Origin of the sequence: Myxococcus sp. CA040A, assembly GCF_013336725.1 — a bacterium.
In the GTDB taxonomy this organism is placed as follows: Bacteria; Myxococcota; Myxococcia; order Myxococcales; family Myxococcaceae; genus Myxococcus; species Myxococcus llanfairpwllgwyngyllgogerychwyrndrobwllllantysiliogogogochensis.
On record NZ_JABUMR010000003.1, the window covers coordinates 447,256 to 473,077 of the forward strand.

General features: G+C 69.8%; 17 protein-coding genes. 12 read left to right on the plus strand and 5 right to left on the minus strand.

All coding sequences use genetic code 11. From position 1 onward, the window contains the following. Window positions 1-100: 100 nt before the first annotated feature. The 3 genes from HUA75_RS14125 to mtgA all read left to right on the plus strand — a co-directional run bounded on the left by HUA75_RS14125 (window position 101) and on the right by mtgA (window position 4,007). A complete protein-coding gene (locus HUA75_RS14125; protein ID WP_174486698.1) occupies window positions 101-2,170 on the plus strand; it encodes an MASE1 domain-containing protein in 2,070 nt (689 codons plus the stop codon). Window positions 2,171-2,333: 163 nt separating this feature from the next. After that, window positions 2,334-2,996, plus strand: a complete 663-nt coding sequence (locus HUA75_RS14130; RefSeq protein WP_174460800.1) for an NlpC/P60 family protein — start codon at window positions 2,334-2,336, stop codon at window positions 2,994-2,996. Between the two features lie 69 nt (window positions 2,997-3,065). Further along, window positions 3,066-4,007, plus strand: coding sequence for a monofunctional biosynthetic peptidoglycan transglycosylase (gene mtgA, locus HUA75_RS14135; RefSeq protein ID WP_174486699.1), 942 nt, complete (start codon window positions 3,066-3,068; stop codon window positions 4,005-4,007). 28 nt (window positions 4,008-4,035) lie between these two features. On the opposite strand, the gene HUA75_RS14140 is transcribed toward mtgA, so the two are convergent. The 3 genes from HUA75_RS14140 to HUA75_RS14150 all read right to left on the minus strand — a co-directional run bounded on the left by HUA75_RS14140 (window position 4,036) and on the right by HUA75_RS14150 (window position 7,490). Further along, a complete protein-coding gene (locus HUA75_RS14140; protein WP_174486700.1) occupies window positions 4,036-5,952 on the minus strand; it encodes a DNRLRE domain-containing protein in 1,917 nt (638 codons plus the stop codon). Between the two features lie 222 nt (window positions 5,953-6,174). Continuing rightward, window positions 6,175-6,762 carry a hypothetical protein gene (locus tag HUA75_RS14145; RefSeq protein WP_246137867.1) on the minus strand — a complete coding sequence of 196 codons (588 nt, stop codon included), beginning with the start codon at window positions 6,760-6,762 and terminating at the stop codon, window positions 6,175-6,177. Further along, on the minus strand, window positions 6,759-7,490 hold the full coding sequence (locus HUA75_RS14150; RefSeq protein WP_217446071.1) for a hypothetical protein: 732 nt from the start codon (window positions 7,488-7,490) through the stop codon (window positions 6,759-6,761). The genes HUA75_RS14145 and HUA75_RS14150 overlap by 4 nt, the downstream gene beginning before the upstream one ends. 286 nt (window positions 7,491-7,776) lie before the next feature. Here HUA75_RS14150 and HUA75_RS14155 point away from each other — a divergent pair, with 286 nt between their 5' ends. The 9 genes from HUA75_RS14155 to HUA75_RS14195 all read left to right on the plus strand — a co-directional run bounded on the left by HUA75_RS14155 (window position 7,777) and on the right by HUA75_RS14195 (window position 17,320). After that, window positions 7,777-8,292 carry a MarR family winged helix-turn-helix transcriptional regulator gene (locus tag HUA75_RS14155; protein WP_141649177.1) on the plus strand — a complete coding sequence of 172 codons (516 nt, stop codon included), beginning with the start codon at window positions 7,777-7,779 and terminating at the stop codon, window positions 8,290-8,292. Continuing rightward, on the plus strand, window positions 8,279-10,153 hold the full coding sequence (locus HUA75_RS14160; RefSeq protein ID WP_174486701.1) for a chloride channel protein: 1,875 nt from the start codon (window positions 8,279-8,281) through the stop codon (window positions 10,151-10,153). The genes HUA75_RS14155 and HUA75_RS14160 overlap by 14 nt, the downstream gene beginning before the upstream one ends. Before the next feature lie 5 nt (window positions 10,154-10,158). Continuing rightward, on the plus strand, window positions 10,159-11,526 hold the full coding sequence (locus HUA75_RS14165; protein WP_371746109.1) for a phosphatidylglycerol lysyltransferase domain-containing protein: 1,368 nt from the start codon (window positions 10,159-10,161) through the stop codon (window positions 11,524-11,526). 194 nt (window positions 11,527-11,720) lie between these two features. Continuing rightward, window positions 11,721-13,034 (plus strand): cytochrome-c peroxidase, encoded by a 1,314-nt coding sequence (locus HUA75_RS14170; protein WP_141641363.1) that lies wholly within the window; start codon window positions 11,721-11,723, stop codon window positions 13,032-13,034. Window positions 13,035-13,047: 13 nt separating this feature from the next. After that, window positions 13,048-14,166: a metallophosphoesterase gene (locus HUA75_RS14175; protein ID WP_141641362.1), complete on the plus strand. Its 1,119-nt coding sequence runs from the start codon at window positions 13,048-13,050 to the stop codon at window positions 14,164-14,166. A gap of 15 nt (window positions 14,167-14,181) precedes the next feature. Continuing rightward, window positions 14,182-15,006, plus strand: a complete 825-nt coding sequence (locus HUA75_RS46665) for a c-type cytochrome (RefSeq protein ID WP_246137018.1) — start codon at window positions 14,182-14,184, stop codon at window positions 15,004-15,006. Between the two features lie 53 nt (window positions 15,007-15,059). Next, a complete protein-coding gene (locus HUA75_RS14185; RefSeq protein ID WP_174486702.1) occupies window positions 15,060-15,728 on the plus strand; it encodes a TIGR02269 family lipoprotein in 669 nt (222 codons plus the stop codon). A gap of 4 nt (window positions 15,729-15,732) precedes the next feature. Beyond that, window positions 15,733-16,452, plus strand: a complete 720-nt coding sequence (locus HUA75_RS14190) for a double-CXXCG motif protein (RefSeq protein WP_174486703.1) — start codon at window positions 15,733-15,735, stop codon at window positions 16,450-16,452. A gap of 139 nt (window positions 16,453-16,591) precedes the next feature. Then, window positions 16,592-17,320 carry a 2OG-Fe dioxygenase family protein gene (locus HUA75_RS14195; protein WP_174486704.1) on the plus strand — a complete coding sequence of 243 codons (729 nt, stop codon included), beginning with the start codon at window positions 16,592-16,594 and terminating at the stop codon, window positions 17,318-17,320. A 28-nt stretch (window positions 17,321-17,348) separates the two neighbouring features. Here HUA75_RS14195 and HUA75_RS14200 read toward each other — a convergent pair whose 3' ends face one another. Both HUA75_RS14200 and HUA75_RS14205 read right to left on the minus strand, forming a co-directional pair. Then, entirely contained in the window at window positions 17,349-21,407 is a 4,059-nt protein-coding gene (locus tag HUA75_RS14200) for an MG2 domain-containing protein (protein ID WP_174486705.1), read from the minus strand. 213 nt (window positions 21,408-21,620) lie between these two features. After that, window positions 21,621-25,817, minus strand: a complete 4,197-nt coding sequence (locus HUA75_RS14205) for an MG2 domain-containing protein (RefSeq protein WP_174486706.1) — start codon at window positions 25,815-25,817, stop codon at window positions 21,621-21,623. Window positions 25,818-25,822 lie beyond the last annotated feature (5 nt).

Sequence of the window (25,822 nt, forward strand, 5' to 3'; positions counted from 1 at the left end):
CTCCGACTCCAGGCCGGCCTGGGCGGACGGGGGCCCTCCTGCTCCTTTGGCCCGGCCGCGCTTCCCCGCCCTGGCTGTTTACCTTGCGATGGGGGTCGGAATGGCACTCACGCTGGGGCGCGCCGCCTGGGAGCGAGCGGTACTGCTCGCGGTGTCCTTCGAGGTCCTGAAGGTCGTCAGCTCCCACTTCGTGTTTCCGCCCCTGAGCAGCGCCATCCTCTGGCTGCCCGCGGGGCTGACGCTGGCGTTCCTCATGCGCTCGCCCACGCGCATGTGGCCCGCCCTGCTGGCCGCCGTGTTCGCCGCGGAGCTGGGCTCGGTGCTGTCCCAGGGCCTGCCCTGGGGGCTTGCCGCGACGTGGGGGCTGGGCAACGTGCTGCGCACCTGGCTGGGGGCGGCGCTGATGCGTCGCTTGCTGGGTGGAATCGTCCGCTTCCATCGCGTGCGAGATGTCACGGGGCTGCTGGTGCTCGGGGCGGTGGTGGGGGCGCTGCCGAGCGCCACGCTGGGCGCGCTCGGCGCGACGAGGTGGTTGGGCTCCGCGTCGTTCGCGAGCGAATGGGTTGTCTGGTGGCTCAGTGACGCGCTGGGCACGGTGCTCGTCGCGCCGCTGCTGCTGACGTGGTGGCCCGTGGCGCGCGCGACCTCTCCGCCGAGGCGACTGGTGGAGTCCGTCTTCATGATAGCGGTGGTGGCGCTCGTCGGCGTCCTGGTCTTCAGTGTCGAGGGCACGACGGGGTCCGCGGCGCTCTCCACCACGCTGCCCTACGCGGCGTTTCCCCTGGTCATCGCCGCGGCGCTGCGGCTGGGGCCTCGGGGGGCGGCGAGCGCGTCCGCGGTGATGAGCGCGGTGGCGGTGGAGTACACGCGCCTGGACATAGGGCCCTTCGGGGCGCTGTCCGTGTCCGCGTCGGAGCGCGTCCTGTCCGTGCAGGTGTTCATGTCCGTACTCAGCCTGACAGCGCTGACGGTGGCGGCCGTGGTGGCGGAGCGGCGGCGCGCGGAGGCGGCGCAGCGCGTGTTGGCCACCGTGGGCGGGGTGCTCGCCGAGTCCCCTGAATGGAGCGTCACGCTGCCTCGGGTGGCGCGGCTGCTCGTGCCCGAGCTCGCGACAGGTGTCGCCATCTGGTTGCAGAACACCGACGGCGTGGTGGAGCGGGTGGCGGCGGCGGGCTGGACGCCCGCGCGCGAAGTGGGGCTGCGAGGACGGTTTCCTCCGTTGCCAGCGCAGGCGAGCGAATGGACGGGCCCGGAGGGCTCAGGGGTGCTGGTGCCGCTGCGAGTGCGCGGACAGGTGGTGGGCGCGCTGGCGGTGGCGATGGACCTGGAGGGGACAGGGCGACGCAGACGGGAGCATGTGCTGGCGGACGACGTGGCGCGCAGGTGCGCGATGGCGCTGGAGAACGCGCGACTGCTGGAAGAGGCCCGTGAGGCCGTCGCCGTGCGTGAGGACTTCATCGCCGTGGCGGCGCACGAGCTGCGCACGCCGCTGGCCACGCTCACCCTGCGGGTGCAGGGGTTGATGGCGCTGCTGCGCGGAGGCACCGAGAACGGCTTCCTGCTGGAGCGACTGGAGGCCATTGCCCGACAGTCGCGGCGGTTGACGCGCTTGGTGGAGAACGTGCTGGACGTCGGCTTGTTCAAGGCGGGCGGGCTGGAGTTGCGGCGCGAGTGGGTGGACCTCACCGCGCTGGTGGATGACGTGCTGGAGCGCTCCATGGAAGAGGCGACGCGCGCCGGGACACCGCTGCGACTGACGGCCACGGCCCAGCGGGTGCGCGGGTGGTTGGACCCGGGGCGCGTGGAGCAGGCCCTCTCCAACCTGGTGTCCAACGCCATCAAGTTCGGCGCGGGGGGAGAGGTGGACGTGGCGCTGAGTCAGGTGGGAGGCCGCGCCCGGCTCGTCGTCACGGACCGGGGCATCGGCGTCCCTCCCGAAGCGGTGGAGCGCATCTTCGGCCCCTTCGAACGGGCGGTCTCCACGCAGGAGTACGGAGGCCTGGGCCTGGGGCTGTATCTCACGCGCCGCATCGCGGAGGCACATGGTGGCTCCGTCCAGGTCAGCAGCACCCGGGGGGCGGGCGCTTCCTTCGTGCTGGAGCTGCCGGTGGAGCCGTCGCTTCCGCTCCTGAACGAAGACCCGGCGCGGCAGCCTCGCGCGGGCGCCTGAGGCGAGTCGCTGGGTGCCGGAGGCGCCAGTGGGGCGACTTCACGGCACAGGGTGGGAAAGGGATTCGCCAGGGGGAGGGATGGCGCGTCTGGGGTGGATGTTCGCGAGCCAACGTCTGGCGGGGGCTGGAGGCGAGGCACGTCCATTGCTGTGGTGTGCGGGTATGCACCGTGGAGCGTGGTTGGGGGCGCTGGTGGGGTTGGTGTTGTGGGGCGGGACGGCCGAGGCCGCGAGGCGCACTCCGCCGAAGCGGGCCGCCAAGGTCACCCTGTCCGACCGGGCCCTCTGGCGCGCGAAGGCGTGGGTGGGGCTGGGCTCGCTGTCGACGGTGAGCACGGCGGTGAACGACGACTGCTCGGGCCTGACGCAGCTGGCGTACCGCAAGCCCGGACTCAGCCTGATGCCGGAGCTGACCCTGCCTGGTGAGAACGGGGTGAAAGCCATCTACCGGAAGGCGGGCACCCTGGGCGCGCTGCGCGAGGCGCCGAACGCCGGGGACCTGGTGTTCTTCCGGGAGACCATCGACCGCAACAAGGATGGGCGGCTCAACGACGGCCTCACGCACATCGGCATCGTCGAGCGGGTGAGCACCGACGGCACCGTGACGTTCGTCCACCGCGCGGGCGGCGGGGTGAAGCGCAGCCGCTTCAACCTGGCGCGCCCCGAGGCGAGGAAGGACGAGAAGGGCCGCGTCCTCAATGACTGGCTCCGCCGCCGCGACAAGCGCAACCGAGGCTACCTGGCCGGTGAGCTGGTGGCCGGCTTCGCCTCCGTCGATGAGCGCTGGAAGGTGGAGCCCGTCACCGTGTCGCGCGCTCGCCGCTGAAGGCCGCGCGCGCTCGTGGCTCCGTCGGGGGCGTGACGTCGGAGGCCGGAGGCGGTATGCACGGCGCTGATGTCGACCACCGATGGACGACCGGAAGGGCCTGGGCCCTCGGAGCACACCGAGGCGGTGACGGAAGGCCCCAGGCCTGAATCGCTGGTGGCTGTCGTTCCTCCGGCGCACACCGTCGCTCGCCCCGCGCCGACACCGGGCCGCAAGTCCTGGCGGCTCAAGGCCCTGCTCGGGGTGACGGTGTTGTTGCTGGGCTTCGGGGTGTACGAGTACGTCACGCTCCCCGAGGCGGAGCCGCTGGTGCGGGAGAACCCGAAGTCGACGGCCCTGATGGACCGGCGCGCCGAGGAGGCTCGGGAGGCGGGGAAGAAGGTCCGCCGCCGCCATCAGTGGGTGTCGCTGACGTCCATCTCGAAGCACGCGATAGCCGCGGTCCTGGTGTCCGAGGACGCGGGCTTCTACGGACACGAGGGACTGGACACGACGGAGGTGCGCAAGGCGCTGGAGGAGGCCTGGGCGAAGCGTCAGCTTGGTCGCGGCGCGTCCACCATCACCCAGCAACTGGCGAAGAACCTCTGGCTGTCCACGGACCGGAGCCTGTTCCGCAAGGCGAAGGAGCTGGTGCTGGCCCATCGCCTGGAGGAAGCGCTCACGAAGAAGCGCATCCTCGCGCTGTACCTCAACGTCGTGGAGTGGGGGAACGGCGTCTACGGCATCGAAGCCGGTGCGCGAGAGCACTTCGGCGTGTCCGCCGCGCAGCTCTCCGTGGCCCAGGGCGCCATCCTCGCCGCGATGCTGCCAGCGCCCCGCAGGCGCTCGCCGTCGTCGGGCTCTCGGGCGCTGTGGAAGCGCTCGCATTGGATTGTCGACCAGCTCTCGTCCGTGGGGCGAATCAGCGGCGCGGAGGCGACCACCGCCCGCGCGGACATCGACCGGTTGCTGGGTCGGACACCCGCCGCGGACAGTGGTGGAGAGGATGAGGGCGCGGACGATGACGCCTGAGGCTCGTCCCTTCCGTGCCGTGCTCGGCTCATTCGGGCGTGAGCTGAAGGAACAGCAGGTCTCCCGCGCCTCGTGAAGCGTAGGTCGCTCCATCGGGTGACAGGGCGTCATCGAACGGGACGCAGAGCCGCGCCTGTCCACCGGACGTCACCTGGAGCGCCGCGTTGCCCGGGCCCGTGATGCCCAGTGCCCGCGAGTCGAGGTGCGCACCCCTGGCGTCATAGCGCGCCACGAAGTGGAGGACGTCACCCTGGGGGATGGACGCCTTCCCGAGCGCACCGCCTCCCAGGTCGAGCCGCCCGTCCCCCGTCCAGCCTCCGACGATGAGCTCACGCTCCGCGCTCACTCCCAGGGCATGGGCCTGACCCGCGCTCCTTCCGCCCAGGACATGAACCCAGCCGTCCGCGGCCGTCGCATGCAGGGTGCCGAGCAGCACGTCCTCACTCGCGTCGATGTCCTTCCCGCCGAAGGAGAACCTGCCGTTGATGTCGCCGACGAAGGCCACGTCTCCCTGGGCGAATGGCGCGAGCGCGCGGATGCTGCCCCGTGCGCCATTGAGCGCGCGGAACCACTGGGGCGTGCCGTTGGCGGAGAGCTTTCCGAGGAAGGGCGTTCGGACCCCGGTGGCCCCCAGCACCTGCGAGTCGGTGTCGCCGCCCACGTAGATGAAGCCCGCGCCATCCGTGGCGAGCGCCTCCGCGCGCGTGCCCGAGTCGCCACCAGGAAACGCGAGGGACCAGGCGTTCGCGCCATCCGCGAGGAACTTCGCGAGGAAGAGCGCGGGCACGTGGTCATCTCGCGTCCTGTTGCCCGGGTCCGCATAGAGCCTGCCTCGGCCCAGGCTCATCTCCCCCTGGAAGTGGCCGGTGACGACGACGCTGCCTTGCGAGTCGATGACCACCGCCTGCGCGCGAACCAGCCCTGTTCGGGTGAGGCCCGAGGACGGAGCGGGGTGTTCCGCGCGAACGCCTCGGGACCAGAGGGGCTCTCCTTCGGGTGACAGCTTGAGGAGGAAGAAGCCGGAGGTCGTGGGTGATTCCTCGATGAACGGCAGCGCGCCCGTGCCCAAATCTGGAGCGCCTTGATAGGCACCCACCAGCCACGCCTCACCCGAGGCCGAGACGGCGAGCCCCGTCGCTTCCACCTTCGCGCCCACCGCATAGGCGTGGGACCAGCGATGCGCGCCATCCGCGCCATAGCGCGCCACGACGAGGCCGCGCTCTCCCTGGAAGACGTCGCCGCCGAAGTCACCGCTGCCGGTGAAGGAGCCCGCCACGAGGAAGTCGAGGCCGTTCTCCGCGGTCGCCATCACCTGGACGTGCTCGTCTCCCGGGCCGCCCCGCTGAAGCACCCAGTCGGGCGCGGGCACTGGATTCGTCGGAGGGACAGGCTCCATCTCCACCACGATGCGTGGATGCAGGGCCGGGTCGCTGTCCTCGCGCGAGCTGAAGTCCGCGCCGTCGGCACCCGACGAGTAGAGCCCGAGGTTCACGACGCCGTTGCCCGTCACCGCGCGTGTCACGTCCAGCTCCGCCCAGCTTCCGGAGCGCAGCGCCCCCGCGGTGAACAGGGCCGGGCCGAAAAGCGAAGGCTGCTGGTCGAAGGTGACGACGTCCTCCTTCCATTGAGGGTCGACGCGATGGACGACAGGGCCGTCCGTCGAACCATTCGTGACGAACAGGCGCAGGGTGGCGCGCTTCACCCGTCCTTGCAGGCCCTTCACCTGGAAGCGGAGGAAGGTCCGGTACTCGATGGGCGTCCGGTCCACGCAGAGCTGCTCCTCCGCGCCCAGGTTCGTCGACGGCCGCGAGGAGTCGACCTGCGCGTCCGCGATGGCGATGAAGGTGTTTGCTCCCGCGGCGGGGTCGCCGTGTTGCTCCAGCGGCTCCCTGTCCAGGGACGAGGTGTTGCCTCCGCAGTGGGGGAGCAGGGCCAGGACCGCCAATGCGCCTGCTTCCCGCCACCCTCGCTTCCAGCTTGTTCCGTGCATCCATCCCCCCATGCCAAACGCTCGTGGGGGGCTCGCTGTGCATCGTGGGTGCCGCGCTCACCGGGCGAGCGAGGTGCGCGGCACGACGCCCGCCTCGTCCCAGGGGATGAGGCGAGGGCAGGGCGCTTCCATCTCAGGGAAGTGTCGACGTCCACGCGGGGTGGTTCGGGGTTCCTCCTAGAGTCCTCCGACCTCCAGCGCGCCGCCCAGTCCCGGGAAGGGCTTGGTGAGCACGGCCTGGAAGACGATGTCCTCGAGGAGGATTTCCACGGGGAGCTGCGGCGTGCCGAGGTCCCCGCGCACCACGGTGTTGCTGACGATGAACCAGACGCGCCTGCGTCCCACGGCGTCCTTCAGCGCGGGACTGTCGATGCGCACCGCCGTGCGGGTGGTGGGGGCGAAGTTGCGCGAGGGGAGGACCTCCGCCGCCTGCGCGTAGTACGCCGGTCGGTTCAGGTCCGTGTAGAAGACCGGGTCCTCCGGCGTGGCCTGCCCGGTGAAGGACAGGCGCATGGCCGTGCGCAGCGTCAGCGACGAGGACGGATTGACGACCTCGAGCGTGGCGGCGACCTGCTCCACCACGAGGTCCAGGTCCTCGGTGTTCACCGACTCCTCGGGCAGGTCCAACGCCACCTCCGCGTAGACGGGTTGGAGGACGGAGGTGACGGGCACCCTCACGTCGAAGGGCTCTGTCGCGATGGCGATTTCCGCCGAGCAGCCGGACAGGAACAGGAAGCACGAAGCCAGCAGGGCGCGGGTCATCATCGGAAGGTCCAGGAGAGGTCGAGGACGGGAAGGACGGGCAGCTCCTCGCCCGGAACGGCTGGGTCGCTCAGGTCCACATAGGTGGCGCCGAGCCCGAAGCCGAGATTCTCTCCGCCGTAGCGGATGCCCGCGGCGGCACGGAAGGTCGCGCCGCCCTTCACGCGCACGCCGGCCTCGCCCACCACGGACCAGGGGCCCGCGAAGTTGAGGGCGGCCCCGCCCGTGAAGGAGAGATAGTCGGAGGTGTAGCGCGCGTAGCGGGCCTCGCCCTGCACGAGCAGCGGACCGAGCACCAGGCCATAGACGCCGTAGACGGAGGGGCCGCTCAACTCCGGCTCGAAGCGCTGGAGGGAGGGCGTCTCCGACTCGACGATGTCCGAGTAGACGGAGCCGCCGATGAAGTGCGTGTAGCGCGCGCCCAGCACCACGCGGTGCGGGCCCGCCGCCACCGCCCAGCGCAACCCCACGTTGGGCGCGAGCATCACGTCCGCGAAGACGGAGGTGTCCACCACCAGCCCCCCGAAGAGCGGCAGCGCGCCGCGCTGGAGTCCCAGCACCGGCGCGTCGATGACCTCGGCCGCGTCCGTTCCCATCAGTCGCGCGGTGTTGGTGCGCACGCCTGGGGGCGGCTCGGCGGAGGACGGCGTGGAGAGCAGCAGGACGGCGAGGATGCAGGGCGGGATGTACCTGGCGCCACCTGGTGCGCCGGGACGTCTGGAAGGACTCAAGCCGGGAGCTCCTGTGAAAGGGGCCCCGTGTCTAGCGTGTCGCTTCACCGCGTCGACTCGTGCGTCGCCCAGGTTGGTGAACTGTCGACAGATGTTTCACGCGGTCATTCGCGACCTGCCCGGAGCTTCGTCTCGTCCGGGAGGAGGCGACCCTCCGGCAGCCAGGTCGGCCGGTGCGCGTCCACCCGCCTTTCTCATTGCGGACGCGAGCCGTGGACCGTACGTTCCGCTCAATTCAATGGGCTCCCATATAAATCGAACCAGCGGCGAAGATGTGCGCGAGGTGATGGACGGCATCCGCCGAATCGTGCGGCTGCTGAGGGTCTCCGCGAGGGCCTCCGAGCGACTGGTGGGCATCAGCGGAGCGCAGCTCTTCGTGCTCCAGCAGCTCGCGGAGGCGGGACCCTGCTCCATCAACGCCCTGGCCGAGCGGACGCTCACGCACCAGAGCAGCGTGTCGGTGGTGGTGGCGCGGCTGCTGGAGCGAGGACTGGCCACGCGGCGTCCCTCGGCGGAAGACGGTCGCCGGGTGGAGGTGGCGCTCTCACCCGCGGGGCGCGCCTTGCTGCGCGAGACACCCGCGATGGCGCAGGCCCGGCTCATCACCGGGCTTCGACGGCTGGAGCCCGGGGCGCGCGAAGGGCTGGCCCAGGGGCTGTCCGCCCTGGTGAGAGAGCTGGGGCTGGAGGGAAACGAGGCGCCGCTCTTCTTCGAGGACGAGCCCGCGCCTGGCCGGGCCCGCGCGACGAGGAAGACGACGCCCCGCAAGAACAAGAAGGAGAAGTCTCATGGAGCGGCCTGAAGCGAGTCGAGTGGAGGCGGGGCAGGGCGAGGAGGCTCGCGCGAGGCTGCCGGTGGCGCCGTCCATGGGCCCCACGCTCGCGGGCATGCGCGCGCCCGCGACGGTGGACGTGGTGGACCGGAGGGTGGTCTTCATCAGCGCCCTCGCGGTGGTGCTGGCCGTGGCGGCGGGGCTGGTGGCCCAGGGGCTGGGCGCGCTCATCCACCTCTTCACGAACATCGCCTTCTTCGGCCGGTTCTCCACCGCGGAGGTCTCCCCGGTGAATCACTCGCTGGGCGCGTGGGTCATCGTGGTGCCGGTGGTGGGCTCGCTCATCGTCGGGGTGATGGCGCGTTATGGCTCACGGGCCATCCGGGGCCACGGCATCCCCGAGGCGATGGAGCAGGTGCTCTACAACCAGAGCCGGATTCCGCCTCGGATGACGTTCCTCAAGCCGCTGTCGGCGGCGGTGGCCATCGGCACGGGAGGACCGTTCGGCGCTGAGGGGCCCATCATCGCCACGGGGGGCGCGCTGGGCTCCTTGCTGGGGCAGGTGCTGCGCGTCACGGCGGATGAGCGCAAGGCGCTCCTGGCCGCGGGCGCGGCGGCGGGCATGGCGGCGACCTTCGGCGCGCCTGTCTCCGCGGTGCTGCTGGCGGTGGAGTTGTTGTTGTTCGAGTACCGCCCGCGCTCGGTCATCCCGGTGGCGCTGGCCACGGCCACGGCCACCGGTGTGCGGCTGGCCTTCGAGGGGAGCGCTCCTGCCTTCGCGATGCCGGAGCTGGCGCTGCCGGGTGGCGCGGCGCTGGCGTTCTACATCGTGCTGGGCGCGGTGGTGGGCCTGGCGTCCACGCTGGCCACCCGCGCCGTGTACGCCATCGAGGATGCGTTCGAGAAGCTGCCCGTGCACTGGATGTGGTGGCCGGCGCTCGGAGGGCTCGTGGTGGGGGTGGTGGGCTGGTGGTCTCCGCGCACGCTCGGCGTGGGCTACACCAACATCGAGGACATCCTCTCCGGGCGCTTCGTGGGCACGGCCATGCTCGTGTTCTGCGCGCTGAAGTTCGTGTCCTGGTCCGTGGCGCTGGGCAGCGGCACCTCCGGCGGAACGCTGGCGCCGCTGTTCACCCTGGGCGGTGGACTGGGCTCGGGGCTGGGGCTGCTGGCGATGCGGCTTGCGCCCGGGCTGGGCGTGGACCTTCGCGTGGCCGCGCTGGTGGGCATGGCGGCCATCTTCGCGGGGGCTTCGCGTGCGCTGCTGGCGTCGGTGGTGTTCGCCTTCGAGACGACGCGCCAGCCCCTGGGGTTGTTGCCCCTGCTGGGCGGCTGCGCGGCGGCCTATCTGGTGTCGGCGCTGTTGATGCGCCACTCCATCATGACGGAGAAGCTGGCGCGGCGCGGCGGGCGGGTCCTCACCGAGTACGGCGTGGATGCGCTGGGGCAGGTGCTGGTGCGCGAGGTGGGGCTCAAGCCCGTGGTGACCCTGGACGCGGACCAATCCTTGGAGTCGGTCCGCGCGTGGCTGCTGTCGGACGCGGCGGGCACCCGTCACCAGGGCTTCCCGGTGGTGAAGGAGGGCGCCCTGCTGGGCGTCGTCACGCGCAGGGACCTGGTGGACGGGCAAGCGCCCGAGGGGCGGTGTGTGCGGGACGTGGTGAGGCGTCCTCCGTCGGTGGCGTATGAGGACAGCTCACTGCGCGAGGCGGCGGACCTCATGGTGGAGGAAGGCGTGGGTCGCCTTCCGGTGGTCCGGCGTGAGACTCCTTCGAGCGTCGTGGGCATCATCACCCGGAGCGACCTGCTGGGCGCGCATCGGCGGCGGCTGGAGAACTCGCGGCGCAGGGAGCGTGGACTGGGTGGGCCGTTGCCGGCCCGAGGAGCCTGAAGCACGTGGACGGCGAGGCGGGAACACAGGAGCGCGAGCGGGCACTGGAGCTGCTGCGCCGGTTCGGGTGGAACGCCACGTCCTTCCAGGTGCTGATGCCGGGCTTCCGTTACTGGTTCGACCCGGCGGGGGACGCCTTCGTCGCGTACGTGGACACGGGCGGCGCGTGGGTGGCGGCGGGCGCGCCCATCACCGCGCCGGAGTCCCTGCCGCGCGCGGTGGAGGGCTTCCAGGCCGCGGCGCGACAGGCGGGCCGGCGCGTGTGTTTCTTCGCCACGGAGCCGCGCTTCACGGAGTGGGTGCCCATGGAGTCGCTCTCCATCGGCGAGCAGCCCGTGTGGGAGCCGTCGCGTTGGGAGTCGGTGGTGCGCGGCAGTCGGAGTCTGCGCGAGCAACTGCGCCGCGCGCGCTCGCATGGCGTCGTGGTGCGGGAGCTCCCCGCGCAGGTGTTGGAGGAGTCCGAGCACCCCACGCGTCAGGCGTTGGATCGACTGAGGAAGCGCTGGCTGGCGTCGCGTCGCATGGCGCCCATGGGCTTCCTGGTGCAGCTGCGTCCGGATGCATTCGCGCGGGAGCGCCGTGCCTTCGCGGCGGAGGTGAAGGGCGAACTGGTGGGCGTCCTGCTCGTGTCTCCCGTGTACGCGCGGGACGGCTGGTTCCTCCAGGACCTGGTGAGAGACCCCGAGTCGCCCAACGGCACCGCCGAGGCCCTGGTGGACGCGGCGATGCGCGCGGCCGCCGCCGAGGGCCGTCGCTACGTGACGCTGGGACTGGCGCCGCTGTCGGGCCCGGTGCGGCCGTGGCTGCGACTGGCGCGTGCGTGTGGCAAGCCGCTGTTCGACTTCGAGGGCCTGCGAGCCTTCAAGGCGAAGTTCCGTCCGGACGCGTGGGTGCCGCTCCACCTCGCGTACCCCGAGCCTGGCGGTGGTTTCTTCGCCGTGTATGACGCGCTCCGCGCCTTCGCGCGCGGCAGCCTGGTGCGCTTCGGCGTGGCGACGTTGCTGCGGCGGCCCCGGTTGCTGGTGCATGGGCTGGCGGTGTTGCTGCTTCCCTGGACGGCGCTCCTGGCGCTGCCCGCCACCACTCGCTGGTTTCCCTCGGCGCGCGTGCAGTGGGGCTGGGTGTTGTTCGACGTGGGGCTGGCGGCGGGGCTCTTCTCGTTGGTGCGCCGGTGGCGAGACGGCCTGGCCACCGCGCTGGTGTGCCTCACCGCCGCGGATGCGTGCCTCACCTTCGTGCAGGCCGCCACCTACAACGCGGTGCGAGCGCGAGGGCCCGTGGACTGGCTCGTCATCACCGCCGCGGTGCTGGCGCCCGCCACCGCCTCCGGGCTGCTCGTCCGCGCGCGCGACTTCCGCCTGCCCGCGCGCTGACGCACCGCGCTTTCTCCACGACTCAACATCTCACCTGTCCCGTGGACCCCCTGGGTTTACACAGGTGGACACTCCTCCTCGCGTCTCCTGGACCGCAAGGCGAGGGCAATGCTGTTTTCTGGAAAGAGCTGTTCCGGCCTCGGGCGCCGTGACTTTCTCGCGGCGTCGTCCGTCGTCGGTTGGGAGGGGTGACCATGCGAACGCCGTCCGGCGTTGCCCTGTCGCTCGCCGTGTTGCTGTGGGTCCATGAGAGCCACGCCGCGCCCGAAACACAGAGCTCGGCTCCGCCACCCTCGCCGTTGCCTTCGGGAGTGTCGGCCGTGTTGTGGAAGCTGTCGGTGCCCGCGAGCGCGGCGCCGACGCCCGAACGGGTGGCGCTGGGGGAGAAGCTCTTCAACGACAAACGCCTGTCCCTGGATGACAGCACGTCCTGCGCCACCTGCCATGACCCGAACAAGGGCTTCACGGATGGCAAGCCGGTGGCCGAAGGCGTGAAGGGCCAGAAGGGCATGCGCAACAGCCCCACGGTGCTCAACGCCCTCTTCAATGCCTCTCAGTTCTGGGACGGGCGCTCGTCCACGCTGGAGGACCAGGCGAAGCTGCCCATCCTGAATCCGATTGAGATGGCCATGCCCTCGCCGGAGGCGGTGGTGACCAAGCTGCGGGGGATTCCCGAGTACGTCACCGCCTTCCAGGCTGTCTTCAAGCGGGACATCACCTACGACGACCTGGCGTCCGCCATCGCCGCTTTCGAACGCACGCAGTTCTCCGGCAACGCGCGCTTCGACCGCTTCATCCACGGCGAGACGAACGCGCTCAACGCGTCGGAGCGACGGGGCTGGGCCCTCTTCAACGGCAAGGCGCGGTGCAACTCCTGTCACGCGGGCAACGCGGTGTCGCCGCTGTTCAGCGACCAGAAGTTCCACAACATCGGCGTCGCCGCGCACAAGCAGGACTTCCCGCAGCTGGCGCGCGAGGGTGTGAAGGTCGTCCGGCTGGGCGACGAGCGGCAGATTGACGAGCTGGCGCTGCAGACGCGCTTCTCCGAGCTGGGGCGCTTCCTGGTGACGAAGCAGGAGAACGACGTGGGCGCGTTCAAGACGCCCACGCTGCGCAACGTCGGAATCACGGGCCCGTACATGCACGACGGCTCGTTGACGACGCTGTGGGACGTGATGGACCACTACAACAAGGGCGGAGTGGCCAATCCCTACCTGGACGGAGGCATGCAGCGACTGGGGCTGACGGAGCCCGAAATCGATGACCTGGTGGCCTTCGTCTTCACGCTGACTGATGAGCGCTTCACGAAGTTCAATGGTCAGGAGCTGGCGCGGCAGCGTGCGCGCAAGGGCCAGCGGCCGGAGCGGGACACGGCGGTGGCGCTGGGGAAGAAGGGCAACCTGGGAGACCTGGCGCCCAATCCGGACCTGTCGGTGAAGAACCCGGCGGACATCGGTGTGTACGGCACCGAGACGCTGCCCAAACCCGCTTCGACGAAGCAGCCCTGAGGAGGCGCCGTCCATGGGGAACAAGTTCCGAAGCATCGAGACGAAGCACTATGAGGAACGCGACGCCTTCTTCGAGGGCCTGAAGCGGTTGGACCGGCGGGCCTTCCTGCGGGTGGCGGGCATGTCCGCGGGCATCGTCGCGGGGATGGGGCTGAGGACGCCGCAGAGCTTCCAGCTCGTCAACGTGGCGGAGGCGCAGGGGACGAAGCCGCGCTTCACCTTCGCGTACATCTCCGACACGCACCTGTACGAGCAGAAGCTGAATGACCGCTTCGTGCGCTCCATCCTGAAGGCGGTGGATGACGTCAACGGGTTGGACCCGCAGCCGGACTTCGTGTTGTTCGGTGGAGACCTGGCGCAGCTGGGGCAGGCGGGAGAGCTGAAGCTGGGGGCGCAGATTCTCAAGAGCGTGAAGGCGCCCGTGCGGATGATGGTGGGCGAGCACGACTGGTTCCTCGACATGGGGGAGCTGTGGCGGGACTTGTTCGGCGCGCCGAACTACTCGTTCGACCACAAGGGCGTGCACTTCGTGGTGCTCAACTCGATTCTGGAGAAGGACTTCTGGACGGAGCGGAAGCTCACGCCGATGGAGCGGATGAAGATTGTCGCCGGGTTGGACAATGGCATCCAGTCGCGCTTCGAGGTGGGCGGTGAGCAGCGCGCGTGGATGAAGCAGGACCTGGCGAAGGTGGACAAGAAGACGCCGGTCATCGTCTTCAGCCACTCGCCGCTCTACAAGTACTACCGGCCCTGGAACTTCTGGACGGACGACGCGGACGAGGTGCAGGCGCTGCTCAAGCCCTTCGAGCGTGTCACCGTGATTCATGGACACACGCACCAGTTGTTGACGAACCGCATCGACAACATCCAGTTCCACGGGATGTTGTCCACGGCGTGGCCGTGGCCGTATGCGCCGGAGGGGTTGCCGCAACTCACGGTGCAGATGAATCGGCCGGACCCGTTCAGCCAGTTCGACGGCTGCGGGGATGGGCGGGTGGACGTGCTGGAGTCGGGGTTGGTGGACAAGCTGTACAACCTCTGGGAGCGCAATCCCATCACCGTGCGCGGGAGCTACCTCGCGTCGGGTGGGAAGCAGGATGCGCCGCCCCGGACGAAGCTTCCGAGCTACTGAGCGCGAGGGGACACGATGACCTACCGGATGAAGCTGTGGGTGGGAGCGGGAGCGCTGCTGTCCTTCGCGGGGGGCGTGGCATTGGCCACGAGTCCCGCGCCGCGTCCCGAGGCCCTTCAGACGACGGAGTTGCCGCGGCATCAGGTGCCGGTGTCGAAGGACGGCAACCTGGTGGTGGGGATGTGTGACGGGGAGACGTCCCTGGAGGTGAAGGGCGTCAAGGAGGGGCAGAAGCTGACGCGCGCGCAGGCGGCGCGGGTGTCGGGCGAGCTGATGGACGCGTGGCGCAAGAAGAACCCGGATGCGAACTGGGACCCGGCGCCGCCGCCCGTGGTGGCACAGGGACAGAAGCAGGCGCCGCAGCAGAAGAACCCGCCCATGGGGACGCAGAAGCCCGCGACGGGAGGGGCGGTGCGCGAGGGTGGAGTGACGGCGGAGAGTGGCGGCAAGGAGGTCCGCAAGCAGGCGGGGGTGAACATCCAGGACGGACATTCCTACGGTGCGTTCACGCAGCGGGACGAGGCGGTGTGGGCGGCGTCCACGCAGCAGTTCGTGGACGAGGGGCACCGCGTGTTCCACGACGCGGACGCGGTGGGTGGGACGATTGCGGTGTCCTGTGACATGTGCCACCCGGATGCGTCGAACACGCATCCGGAGACCTATCCGAAGTACCAGGTGCAGCTGGGCCGCGTGGCGCTGCTGCGGGACATGATCAACTGGTGCATCGAGAACCCGGTGCGCGGCAAGCCGCTGGCGGATGGGGATCCGAGGTTGCGCGCGATGGAGGCGTATATCTACGCGCAGCGAAAGGGCACGAAGCTGGAGTACGGGAAGAAGTAGGCCCCGCGCTGTTGATATGACCCCTCGGGTGGAAGGTCTGCCCGGGGGGCGTCATGAAGCGGTGGCTGTGGTGCTGGCTGGGTGTCTGGCTGTTGTCGTGCGCGACGACGCCGACGCCCGAGAGTGAGCATGAGTATCCGGACGAGTACACGCGCCTGGAGGAAGGCGCGTGCGTCACGTTCCTGTGCGCGGAGGAGGCGTGTGGCCTCTATCGGTGCGAGGACGTGGAGTCCTGGGGCCGCGTGGTGCCGGCGCGGGGTGCGTCGTTCGTGCTGCCGCCGAGCGCGGTGCGTTCACCGCAGCGCAACTGGGGCAACGTCCAGGGACTTCCCGGGCATGCGCAGCCCATCTTCGTCATTCGCTGGTATGGGCGGGAGCTGCTGCCCAGTCAGAGGCGATTGCTGGAGATGGCGAAGGCGCTTGCGACGAAGCCGCGCGAGAAGCACCACATCTTTCCCCAGGAGTTCAAAGACTGGTTCGAGCGGCAGGGCATCAACATCCACAAGGAGACGATGCTCATCGACATCGACACCCATCACCGCATCCACAAGGGGTTCAGCGGTGGACCTTGGAATGGAGAATGGCGGAAGTTCCGTGATAACCACACTGGGGCGACCCAAGAGGACATGTACCGATACGCTCGGGAGATGATCATCCGCTTCGACCTGGTGGGACCCATTCTGCCGTACCACCTGCTCGTGGGCCCTTCCCTCGACTACTGAGCCCATGACGCGCTTCTTCCATCTGGAGCGTGGTGCCGGCGAGCGACAGAAGGGCACGTACAAAGCCCGGCACAAGTGGGGGCTGCCGGGAGTCACCTGCCCTCACTGTCATGCGACCTGGGCCAGCACGGGCTTCAACTATCCCGCCCTGGACCTGACGAACCATCCCGCGGCGAAGAAGCTCGCGAAGGCTTACCTGGAGAAGGACTTCGAGGAGTTCGAGCTGCTGTGCGAGCAGCTCCGGCCCTTGTTGCCACCAGACAGTCCATTGATGCCGGGCGCCTTGTTCGGCCCCCTGGTGGGAACGGCGCGCGGACCCTTCGCTGCCTTCCTGCAGCAGTATGGGGACGTCGTGCTCGTCCGCCCGGACGCGCTGGCTCGTCTACATGCCGCCGGACTCAGGGGACTGAAGGGTGTCAGCACCGAGCTGCGCTTTCGGCCAAAGGATGTCGAGGAGCTGCTGGAACTGGCGGTCGAACCGCGCGGTCTGCTGCACCCTGACTGCATCCCGCGCTCGACGCAGCCTCCATGTCCGAAGTGTGGTCGACATGGCTTCAGTCTTCCCAAGGAGCCCGTCCTCGACGCGGCGTCACTCCCGCTGGATTTGGACCTCATGCGACTGAGGAACTTCGCGATGGTGCTCGTCGTCACCCAGCGCTTCAAGGACGCCGTGGAACAGCTCGAACTGGATGGACTGAGCTTCCGCGAACTGCCCGTGCGCTGACCTCGCCAGCCCCTGAGAAGGCCGCCCGCCAGCACGCCGAGCGTTTCGCTTGGAGGACCGACGAGCCCACATGAGACGCGAGTGTTGACGACGGTGGCCGGAAGGACGATGACTCGTCGGCAACGTCGTCCTCGCGCCCATGAGCTTCTCTCCGCCCATCTCCGTTCCTTCTGATGCACTCACCACCCTGCGAGGCCGGGGCTACGCCGTCCTGGACCGCGCGGGCCTGTCCGAGCTGGTGGCCATCCCCGCCGCTACGATGGACCTCTGGCGGCCCACCTGGGATGACCTCCCGGCGGACGGCTACCTGCGCGACGGTGGCCGGTATCGCTCGCGTCGACACTCGTGTTTCGTCGTCGACGGCGACACCGTTACCCCCGTGCCCCATCGCGCGCACTGGCAGCCCGTCGAATACAACGCGCTGCACGGCGGCCTGGAGCGCTGGTTCGAGCCGATGCCTCCCGCCGTCGTCTCGCGGCCCGAGTGGCCCCAGTTGCTGAGCCGGCTCGCGGCCCTCGGCTCCGCGCTGAAGGGCGCTCAACCCTGGTACGTGGAGTCGCACCAGTTCCGCATCGACACGACGGATGGCATCGGCCGCCCGACGCCCGAGGGCGCGCATCGCGACGGCGTGGACTTCGTCGTCGTCCTGCTCGTCGGTCGCCAGGGCATCAAGGGCGGCGAGACGCGCGTGTTCGAGGCCGCCGGCCCCAATGGCATCCGCTTCACCCTGACGGAGCCATGGTCGGCGCTGCTGCTGGACGACGAGCGCGTCATCCACGAGAGCACTCCGATTCAACCCGTGGACGGTCAGGGGCACCGTGACACGCTGGTGCTCACCTTCCGCGCGAAGGGTTTCCAGGGGCCCTGACGGTTCCCCTGGCCGCCGCGCGGAGGTCTCAGGTCTTCGGAGTGATGGAGACCTTCAGGCCCTCGGCCCAGACCTTGTGCTCGTCCGCGTAGTACAGGTACGCGCGGCTCGGCGGGCCGGTGTACGTACCGGGCACGGTGGCCACCAGCGACAGGGGGACCTCCAGGCGCATGCGGGGCTTGAAGCCGCGCCAATAGAAGACGACGTCGCGACCGCGCACCTCGTAGGCGTCCACCAGTCCCCGCGTCACCAGCTCCTTGAGCTGGTCATGCCGCACCTCCAGCCCGCCCGGTACGCCGAAGATGGCCATCGTCGATGGCAGCGCCTGGTTCGTGCGGTTGAGGACCATGAGCCGTGCCTCGATGGGCTCGCCCTCGGTGAGCTGCTGCTTCGACAGGGACACCTCCAACGCGACCAGGCTCTTCTCCGAGTCGCGCGGCATCCGCGCGCTGTAGGTCATCTCCACCGAGTAGGGCAGCTCCGAACTCCCCTCCATGCGCAGCTCCACCCGGCGTCCTCCAGGGCCGAGCAGGCCGCTCATGTCGGGCAGCTTGAGGGTCTCCTGCGCGGAGGCCTCGAAGCTCACGGGCTCGCCCACCAGGACGTCCTCCACGAACAGTCCCACCTTGCCCGGTGCCGGCTTCATGGCGTGGACGTCGTAGGCGAGGATGGCGCGCAGCGCGAGCACCGTGCCCTGCGTCGACCCGAAGCGCCCGCCGTCGTTCGAGCGCGCGAGGAACTTCAACGCCTGCCGCGCATTCGTGAGGTAGGCGGGCTCTCGCAGCCACGCCAGCATCGCCAGCGCCGTCGTCTCGATGAGCAGCGATTGCCCCGTGCTGCCGACGACGGATTGCGAACCCCCTTCGACCTCGCCCGTCTTCCCCTGGCGTCTGGCGAGCTGGGCCATCAACACCTTCGCGCCCGCGTGGTCGCCGGTGAGCGACAGCACATTGGCGGCCAGCGCCGTCACATAGCTGTTGGAGCTCTTCGCCGCGCTCTTCTTCACGAAGGCGACCTCGCGCTCCAGGTTCCGTGCCATGTCGGCGGGCCGGGGTGCGCTCTCCAGCAAGGCCCAGGTGATGTAGGCGTTGGAGGTGTCCGCCTGGTCTCCTGGAGGTGTGAAGCCGCCTCGCCCGTCGCGTTGTTTCAGCAGCCAGTTCCGCGTGCGCGCCAGCATGGCCCCGTCCACTTCGATGACCTGACGCATCTCCGTGAAGCTCAGCAGGGCGAAGGCTGTCAGCCCTCCGTGGGCGGGGCTCTTGCCGAACCACTCGAAGCCTTGCTCCGGCGTCTCGTAGCCCAGCAGCCGCTGATAGCCCTTCTCCAGCTTCTCCTTCGCCGATTTCACCAGCTCCGCCCGCGCTCCCGGGTGCCGCTGGAAGTATTGGAGCGCCATCGTCATGGGGAACGTGGTGGCGCTGGTCTGCTCGAAGCAGCCGGTCGGCTCGCGGATGAGACGGGCGAACGACTCGGTCATGTTGGCCAGGGGGCCCGGGTACACGACGACGGACGCGCGGATGCTGGCGGGGTCCACCGTGTCTGGCAGGGTGAGGGTGTGGACCGCGGGCTGCGTCCGCGACAGCGCGCCGCCGAAGGACTCGCGTCCCGGGAAGCCCTGGGCCTGGATGGCCAGCGTGCGGGTGACGACATCCGTGTGGCCGCCGGCGCTCGTGGTGAGCTTCACCTCCACGGGCTGGGACTGCTGGCCAATCTCCAGCGTGAGCAGTCGCCGCTCACGCGCTCGCGCCGCGAGGTCCCGAGGCGCGTCCCCGGTGAGCTTCACGTCACCGCTCACCTCCGCCTTCACCGCGATGTTCGCCAGCGTGGCGTCCGTCCCGTTCACCAGCGCCACCGGCAGGCGCACCACGTCGCCGGAGGTGACCTCGAGCGGCAGCTTCGGCTCCGTGTAGAAGGGCTGCACGGACTCCAGCTCGGCCACGGATGCACCGAGCGCGCCGTCCACGTCCACCGCCCCGGCGAAGGCCTTGAACGTCGTCACCGAGTCGCTCATCGCGAAGCGCACCCGCGCCTCACCGGTGGCTGCGTCCGTGCGCACGCCCGCGCTCCAGTAGAGCGTCTCCGCGAAGTCCCTCCGCTCGCCTTTCTGTCGGTCGGGTGATGCGAGGTGGGCGTACTCGCGTTGATACACGAGGGTGTCCCGTACCCGTGAAAAGCCGACGACCTTCATGCCTTCGAATTTCGCCAGCGCGCCGTGAAGCTCCAAGGGGTTGCCGCGCGCCGGGTCGAACGGCCGCTCATTCCCCTCCATCAACAGGTACGCCGAGGCGAGCAGGTCCCTCTGGGCGTTCGGGTCGAAGTACCCCCTGTTCCATTTCTTGGCGCCGGGGGGCGTGCCCCTGCCGCGTCGTAGCTCCGCTTCCGGAGGAGAGGGAGGCCATCGTCGCGAGGTGTGGGCCGCGAGTACGCGCCTTGCGGCCTCGTCGTGGTCCGCCATGAAGGTGAGCGGATCAACGAGCGCGAAGCGGCGCCACCCCTGGGTGCCGAGCAGCAGGTCCGTGGCGAGCGGGGACTTGGGGTTCGAGGTGTCGAGGTAGAGGTGCGCGTCGGCGAGCTCCTTCACCTCGGGCTCCAGCAGGACCATCACCGGAAGCAGGGGCGCGTGCTCGCGCTTCTCCTGGAGCTGGAGGACGGCGTCGTCGGTGACGGTGAGCATCACCAGCGCGGAGACGGGCTTGCCGTCGCGCAGCGTGCGCGCGGTGAGTTCCACCTCGTCGCCCGGTGCATGGTGCGCGCGGTCCGCCTTCAGCTCGATGGAGAGTGCGTTCGCGGGCTGGCGGAACACCAGTCGCTCCGCGAGCGGGCGCCCATCCTCGGTCCACACCGTGGCGACGAGCACGCCGTCCGCAACACCGGCTTCCAGTGTCACGTCGCCGTCTTCGCTCAGCGTCGCCTCCGCGACGCGCACGTCGCGCTGGTTCAGGGTCACCTTCGTGCGGCCCACGCCCGCCGTGTCCACCGCGAGCCGCACCTTCTGGCCAGCGGCGATGACCTCGTCCTTCGCTCGGAGGACCGCGCCCGTGGCCTTCACCTCGGGCAGCGGGAAGGTCTTCTTGATTCCAGCGGGTGAGTCGACGCGCAGCGCATAGCGAACACCCGCGGTGGGTGTGAGTTCGAAGCGTCCGCGGCCCTCATGCTCGGAGCGGACGACGGAGACCTCCCTTCCCGTCGCGAGGTCCACCACCGCGCCCGTCAGGTCCGCGGGCTTGCGCATGGGCGTCCTCGCCTCGAAGTAGACACGCGAGGTCAGCCCCGCGACCAGGTCTCCGCCCTCTGGATACAGGGCGACGTCGAGCGTCTGGAGCAGGATGGGAATCGTCTTGGCCGCCGTCTCCACCACGCCACCATCCTGGAGGGTGAAGGAGAGCGTGCCGTCGCCGCGCTCGATGGCCTCGGGCAGTTCGAAGCTCACGGTGCAGTGGCCCTGGGCATCCACCTCGCAGGGCTTCTCCGCGACGCTCTTGCCGTCGACGAGCGCGGTGGCGGTGACCTTGGCGCCCTCGGGGATGCCGCCCTCCGCGCGTTTGACCTCCAGGGTGGCGGTGACGGTGTCACCGGGGCCGTAGCCGTCGCGGAGGAACGCAATCTGGGACTTGAGTCGGGGGGCACGGTAGTCGCGCACGTCGAACTTGCGCATCACCTGGGCGGTGCCCGTAAAGGGGTCGTTGACGACGAGCGTGTATCCCCCGCCGGGCAGGTCGCGAGGGATGGGCCAGGCGTAGCCCCAGACGGCGTCCGAGGTCTCCACCTCGCCCCGTCCGACGATGGTTCCCTGGGGCCCCGTGATTTCGATTTGCCCGCGCCGGGCGCCGACATGGGGCCTGCGGCTGAGGGCCTCGAGCACGAGGCCGCGAATCAAGACCTGCTCGCCCGGGCGGTACATCGGCTTGTCGAGGCTCACGTAGGTGTACGGCCGGTCCTGGGCCGTGAGCGCCTCTGGCCGGGCCCCGGGCCCCCCCACGAACTCCTTCCGGGGGAGCACCGGCACCCGTGGGAAGGTCGTGGCGAGACCCACCAGGACGGCGAGTACCGCGAGCACTCCCAGACTCAGCGAGCGGAACAAGGTCATGTCGGCTCTGTGCGCAGGCGCCGTGGGAAGCTCCACGCCGGCTCATCGCGTGGGGCCGTGGCTCCTCGTACTCCGCGCGACGATACCTCGGAGGCGACCAGGAGTCGCACTCATGGTGTTTCTGTTCCGGGGTTTCTGCTGCAACAGCAGAAGCTTCCAGGAGGCCGTGCTTCGACGCAGGCCCCCTGGAAGCTCCATGTGGGCTTCAGTGACTCAGGACTTCGGGGCGATGGTGACCTTCACGCCCTCGGTCCAGACCTTGTGCTCGTCGGTGTAGTACAGGTACGCGCGGCTCGCGGGACCGGTGTACGTGCCGGGCACCGACGCCACCAGGGACAGCGGCACGTCGATGCGCTTCTTCGCCTCCATGCCCCGCCAGTACAGGACGACGTCGCGTCCCAGCACCTCGTACGCATCCACCACCTTGCGCTTCACCAGCTCCTTGAGCTGGTCATGCCGCACCTCCAGGCCACCGGGCACGCCGAAGATGGCGACCGCCGTCGGCAGGTGCTGACCCGTGCGGTTGAGGACCATGAGGCGGGCCTCGGTGGGCTCGCCCTCGATGAGCTCGTGCTTCGCCAGGGCCACCTCCAGCGACACCTGCGTCTGCTTGGAGCTGTCCGGCACCAGCGCGTTGAAGGTGACCTCCACCGTGTAGGGCAGCTCCGAGCCATCCTCCATGCGCAACTCCAACTGACGCCCTCCCGGGCCGAGCAGCTTGCTCACGTCCGGCAGCTTGAGCGCCTCCTGCGAAGCACCCGTGAAGCTGACCGGCTCACCCACCGGACGGCCTTCCACGAAGACGCGCACCCGTCCCGGGGAGACGTTGGCCGCGTGGGCCTTGTCGTAGGCGATGATGGCGCGCAGCGCGAGCACCGTGCTCTGCGTCGCGCCATAGCGGCCACCGTCGCTGGACTCCGCCATGTACTTCATCGCGCGCTGCACGTTCGCCAGGTACTCCGGCTCGCGCAGCCAGGCGAGCACGGACAGCGCCGTCGTCTCGATTTCGAGCGTGTCCCCCGAGCTGCCGACGATGGACTGCGTGCCGCCGCCCACCACGCCGTTCTGCTGCTGGAGCTTCGCGAGCCTGCCCATCAGCGACCGGGCTGATGCGCTGTCACCCGCGAGCGACAGCACGTTGGCCGCCAGGGCGACGACGTAGCTGTTGGTGCTCTTCGTCGCGGCCTGCTTCACCGCGGCCACCTCGCGCGTCAGCTCCTTCGCCGTGGCGGCCTTCTGGGAAGCGCTCTCCAGCAGTGCCCAGGTGATGTAGGCGTTGGAGGTGTCGGGGTCCTCCACCCAGACGTGCAGCGCGCGACGCTTGCGGTTGAAGCCGCCCTGACCGTCGCGCTGCTTCAGCATCCATTCGCGCGTGCGCAGCAGCATCTGCGTGTCCACGTTGTGCACCTGCTGCAAGTCCGTGAAGTGGAGCAGGCCGAAGGCGGTGAGGGCCTCGTGGCCCGGGGCCTCGCCGAACCACTCGTAGCCCTGCTCCTTCGTCTCGAAGCCCACCAGTCGCTGGTAGCCCGACGTCAGCTTCTCGCGAGCGGAGGCGACCAGCTCCGGGTTCACCCCCGTGTGCGTCTGGAAGTACTGCTGCGCCATCGTCATGGGGTACGTGGTGGAGCTGGTCTGCTCGAAGCAGCCGCTCGGCTCACGGATGAGGCGCGCGAGCGACTCGGTCAGGTTGGACACGGGGCCCGGGTACAGGGCGATGGTCGCGCGGACGCTGCCGGGCAGCACGCTGTCGGGGAGGGTGATGGTGTGCGTGGCCGGCTTCTTCGAGGACATCAGCCCGCCGAAGGACACGCTGCCCGGGAAGCCTCGGGGCTTGATGGACAGCGTGCGGGTGACGGTGTCGGTGTAGTTGCCCGTGCTCGCGATGAGCTTCAGGTCCACCGGCTGCGACTGCTGGCCAATCTCCAGGGAGAGCAGCTGTCGCCCGCGCCCGTTCGCCGCCAGGTCCATGGTCCGGTTGCCGCTGAGCTTCACGTCGCCCTTCAGCTCCGCCTTCAGCGAGACACCCGTCAGCGCGGCGTCCGTCCCGTTCACCAGCGCCACCGGCAGACGGACGACGTCACCCGACGTCACCTCCAGCGGCAGCTTCGGCTCCACGTAGAAGGGCTGCGAGGACTCCAGCTCCGCCACGGCCGAGCCCAGCTCGCCCCCGTCACCCACCGCGCCGGCCGTGGCCTTGAACGTCGTCACGGAGTCGTTGGTCGCGAAGCGCACGCGGACCTCGCCGGTGCGCGCGTCGGTGCGCACGCCCGCGTTCCAGTAGAGCGTCTCCGCGAAGTCCACCCGGTCCCCGGACTTGCGGCCCGGTCGCGTCACGTGCGCGTACTCACGCAGGTAGATGAACGACGAGGGCACCCCCGGCTCCTGCCACACCGGAGCCGCCATCCCACGGCCGGCGTGCGCCCTCTTCTTCCGGGGCTGCTCATCCTGGATGGGGGCCTCGAGGACCTCCATCGCCACCTTGAGGTCCGCCGGAGCCTGCATCTCTGGCGCCCTGGCCAGAACGGGCTCGGCCGCGGGAGGGGCAGGGGGCGCGGGAGCCACGGCGGCCGCGGGAGCAGCCACCGCGCCCATCAGGGCCCTGTCTTCATCCCTGAACGCCAGGCCATCGCCCGCGCCCTCCTCCTTCTCCACCTCTTCCGGGACCGCTTCGGCCCGCATGAACCGCCTGGATATCTTGGGCAGGCGTTGATTCCGGTCCGCCTTGTCTCGCAGGCCCGGCAACCGCAGCGACGCATGCATCGCCAGCGTCCGCAGGGCCGCGTCTCCGTGGCTGGACATGAAGGTGCGCGGGTGGATGAACGCGAAGCGCCGCCAGCCCTGGGTGCCCAGCAGCAGGTCCACCGCGAGGCGCGACTTCGGGTTCGTCTTGTCGAAGTAGAGCTGCGCGTCGGCCAGCTCCTTCACCTCGTGCTCCAGCAGCACCATCACCGGCAGCGACGGTGCCTGCTCGCGCTTCTCCTGGAGCTGCAGCACCGCGTCGTCGGTGACGGTGAGCATCACCAGCGCGGAGACGGGCTCGCCGCCGCGCAGGGTGCGCGCCGTCAGCTCCACGGACGCGCCCGGCTCATAGCGGGTGCGGTCCGCCTTCAGCTCCACGGTGATTTCCTTCGCGGGCTGGCGGAACACCAGTCGCTCCGCCAGGGGCCGCCCGTCCGCGTCCCACACCGTGGCGATGAGCACGCCATCCGCCTTGCCCGGGTCCAGCGTCACGGGGTTCTCGTCCTCGGCGTCGAGCACCGCCGAGGCGACGCGCACCTCGCGCTGGCTCAGCGTCACCGACGTCCGGCCCACGCCCGTGTTGCTCACGACGAGCCGCACCAGTCCGCCCGGCGCAATCACATCCTCGCGCGCGCGGATGACCGCGCCTGTCGCCTTCACGGTGGGCAGCGGGAAGGTCTTCTTGATGCCGGCCGGTGAGTCGATGCGCAGCGCGTAGCTCGTGTCGGCGCGAGGGGTGAGCTCGAAGCGGCCCCGGCCCTCGTGCTCCGAGCGCACGGTGGCGACAATCCTGCCCGTCTTCGTATCCAGCACCACGCCCGTGAGGTCCGCGGGCTTGCTCGCGGGAGTCCGCGCCTCGAAGTACACGCGCGACGTCAGCCCCGCCACCAGCTCACCGCCCTCCGGGTACATCGCCAGGTCCAGCGTCTGGAGGAGGATGGGAATCGTCTTCGCCGCCGTCTCCACCACGCCGCCATCCTGGATGGTGAAGGCCAGCGTCCCTTCACCGCGCTCCATGGCCTTCGGCAGGTTGAAGCGGACGGTGCAGCGGCCCTGCGGGTCCACCGCGCAGGTCTGCTCGGCCACGCTGGCGCCGTCGACGAGCGCGGTGGCGGACACCTTCGCCGTCTCGGGCACGCCGCCCTCGGCGCGTGTCACGTCGAGCGTCGCGGTGACGGTGTCCCCGGGGCCGTAGCCGTCGCGGAGGAATTGGACCTGCGTCTTCAGGCGGGGCGCGCGGTAGGCACGCACCTCGAACTTGCGCTCCACCGGGGCTCCGGACGTCCAGGGGTCGCTGACGCGCAGGGTGTACTCACCACCGGCCTGTCCGGCGGGGATGGACCACGAGTAGCCCCAGGCCGTCTCAGGGGAGGACACCCGGCCCTGGGCGATGAGGTCTCCCCGGGGGCCGCGAACCTCGATGACGGCGTTCACTCCGCCCGTCATGGGCTTGTGGGTGAGGGCCTGGAGCACGAGCCCGCGCACCAGGACGGACTCTCCCGGGCGGTAGAAGGGCTTGTCGGTGGAGACGAAGGTGAGGGGGCGGTCGCGACCCTCGGGAGACGGAGCATTGGGGCGGGCGGCGAGCACCAGGCCAGGCACCAGCAGGACTGACGCGGCGAGGCCCAGGGCGCGGAGCACCCCGAGGAGGCGCGGGACAGGGAGGGTCATGTCGA

Coding starts and splice junctions, on each gene's coding strand:
- HUA75_RS14125 (WP_174486698.1), top strand. CDS start 101: ATGGCACTCACGCTGGGGCGCGCCGCCTGGGAGCGAGCGGTACTGCTC.
- HUA75_RS14130 (WP_174460800.1), top strand. CDS start 2,334: ATGCACCGTGGAGCGTGGTTGGGGGCGCTGGTGGGGTTGGTGTTGTGG.
- mtgA (WP_174486699.1), top strand. CDS start 3,066: ATGTCGACCACCGATGGACGACCGGAAGGGCCTGGGCCCTCGGAGCAC.
- HUA75_RS14145 (WP_246137867.1), bottom strand. CDS start 6,762: ATGATGACCCGCGCCCTGCTGGCTTCGTGCTTCCTGTTCCTGTCCGGC.
- HUA75_RS14155 (WP_141649177.1), top strand. CDS start 7,777: ATGGACGGCATCCGCCGAATCGTGCGGCTGCTGAGGGTCTCCGCGAGG.
- HUA75_RS14160 (WP_174486701.1), top strand. CDS start 8,279: ATGGAGCGGCCTGAAGCGAGTCGAGTGGAGGCGGGGCAGGGCGAGGAG.
- HUA75_RS14170 (WP_141641363.1), top strand. CDS start 11,721: ATGCGAACGCCGTCCGGCGTTGCCCTGTCGCTCGCCGTGTTGCTGTGG.
- HUA75_RS14175 (WP_141641362.1), top strand. CDS start 13,048: ATGGGGAACAAGTTCCGAAGCATCGAGACGAAGCACTATGAGGAACGC.
- HUA75_RS46665 (WP_246137018.1), top strand. CDS start 14,182: ATGACCTACCGGATGAAGCTGTGGGTGGGAGCGGGAGCGCTGCTGTCC.
- HUA75_RS14185 (WP_174486702.1), top strand. CDS start 15,060: ATGAAGCGGTGGCTGTGGTGCTGGCTGGGTGTCTGGCTGTTGTCGTGC.
- HUA75_RS14190 (WP_174486703.1), top strand. CDS start 15,733: ATGACGCGCTTCTTCCATCTGGAGCGTGGTGCCGGCGAGCGACAGAAG.
- HUA75_RS14195 (WP_174486704.1), top strand. CDS start 16,592: ATGAGCTTCTCTCCGCCCATCTCCGTTCCTTCTGATGCACTCACCACC.
- HUA75_RS14200 (WP_174486705.1), bottom strand. CDS start 21,407: ATGACCTTGTTCCGCTCGCTGAGTCTGGGAGTGCTCGCGGTACTCGCC.
- HUA75_RS14205 (WP_174486706.1), bottom strand. CDS start 25,817: ATGACCCTCCCTGTCCCGCGCCTCCTCGGGGTGCTCCGCGCCCTGGGC.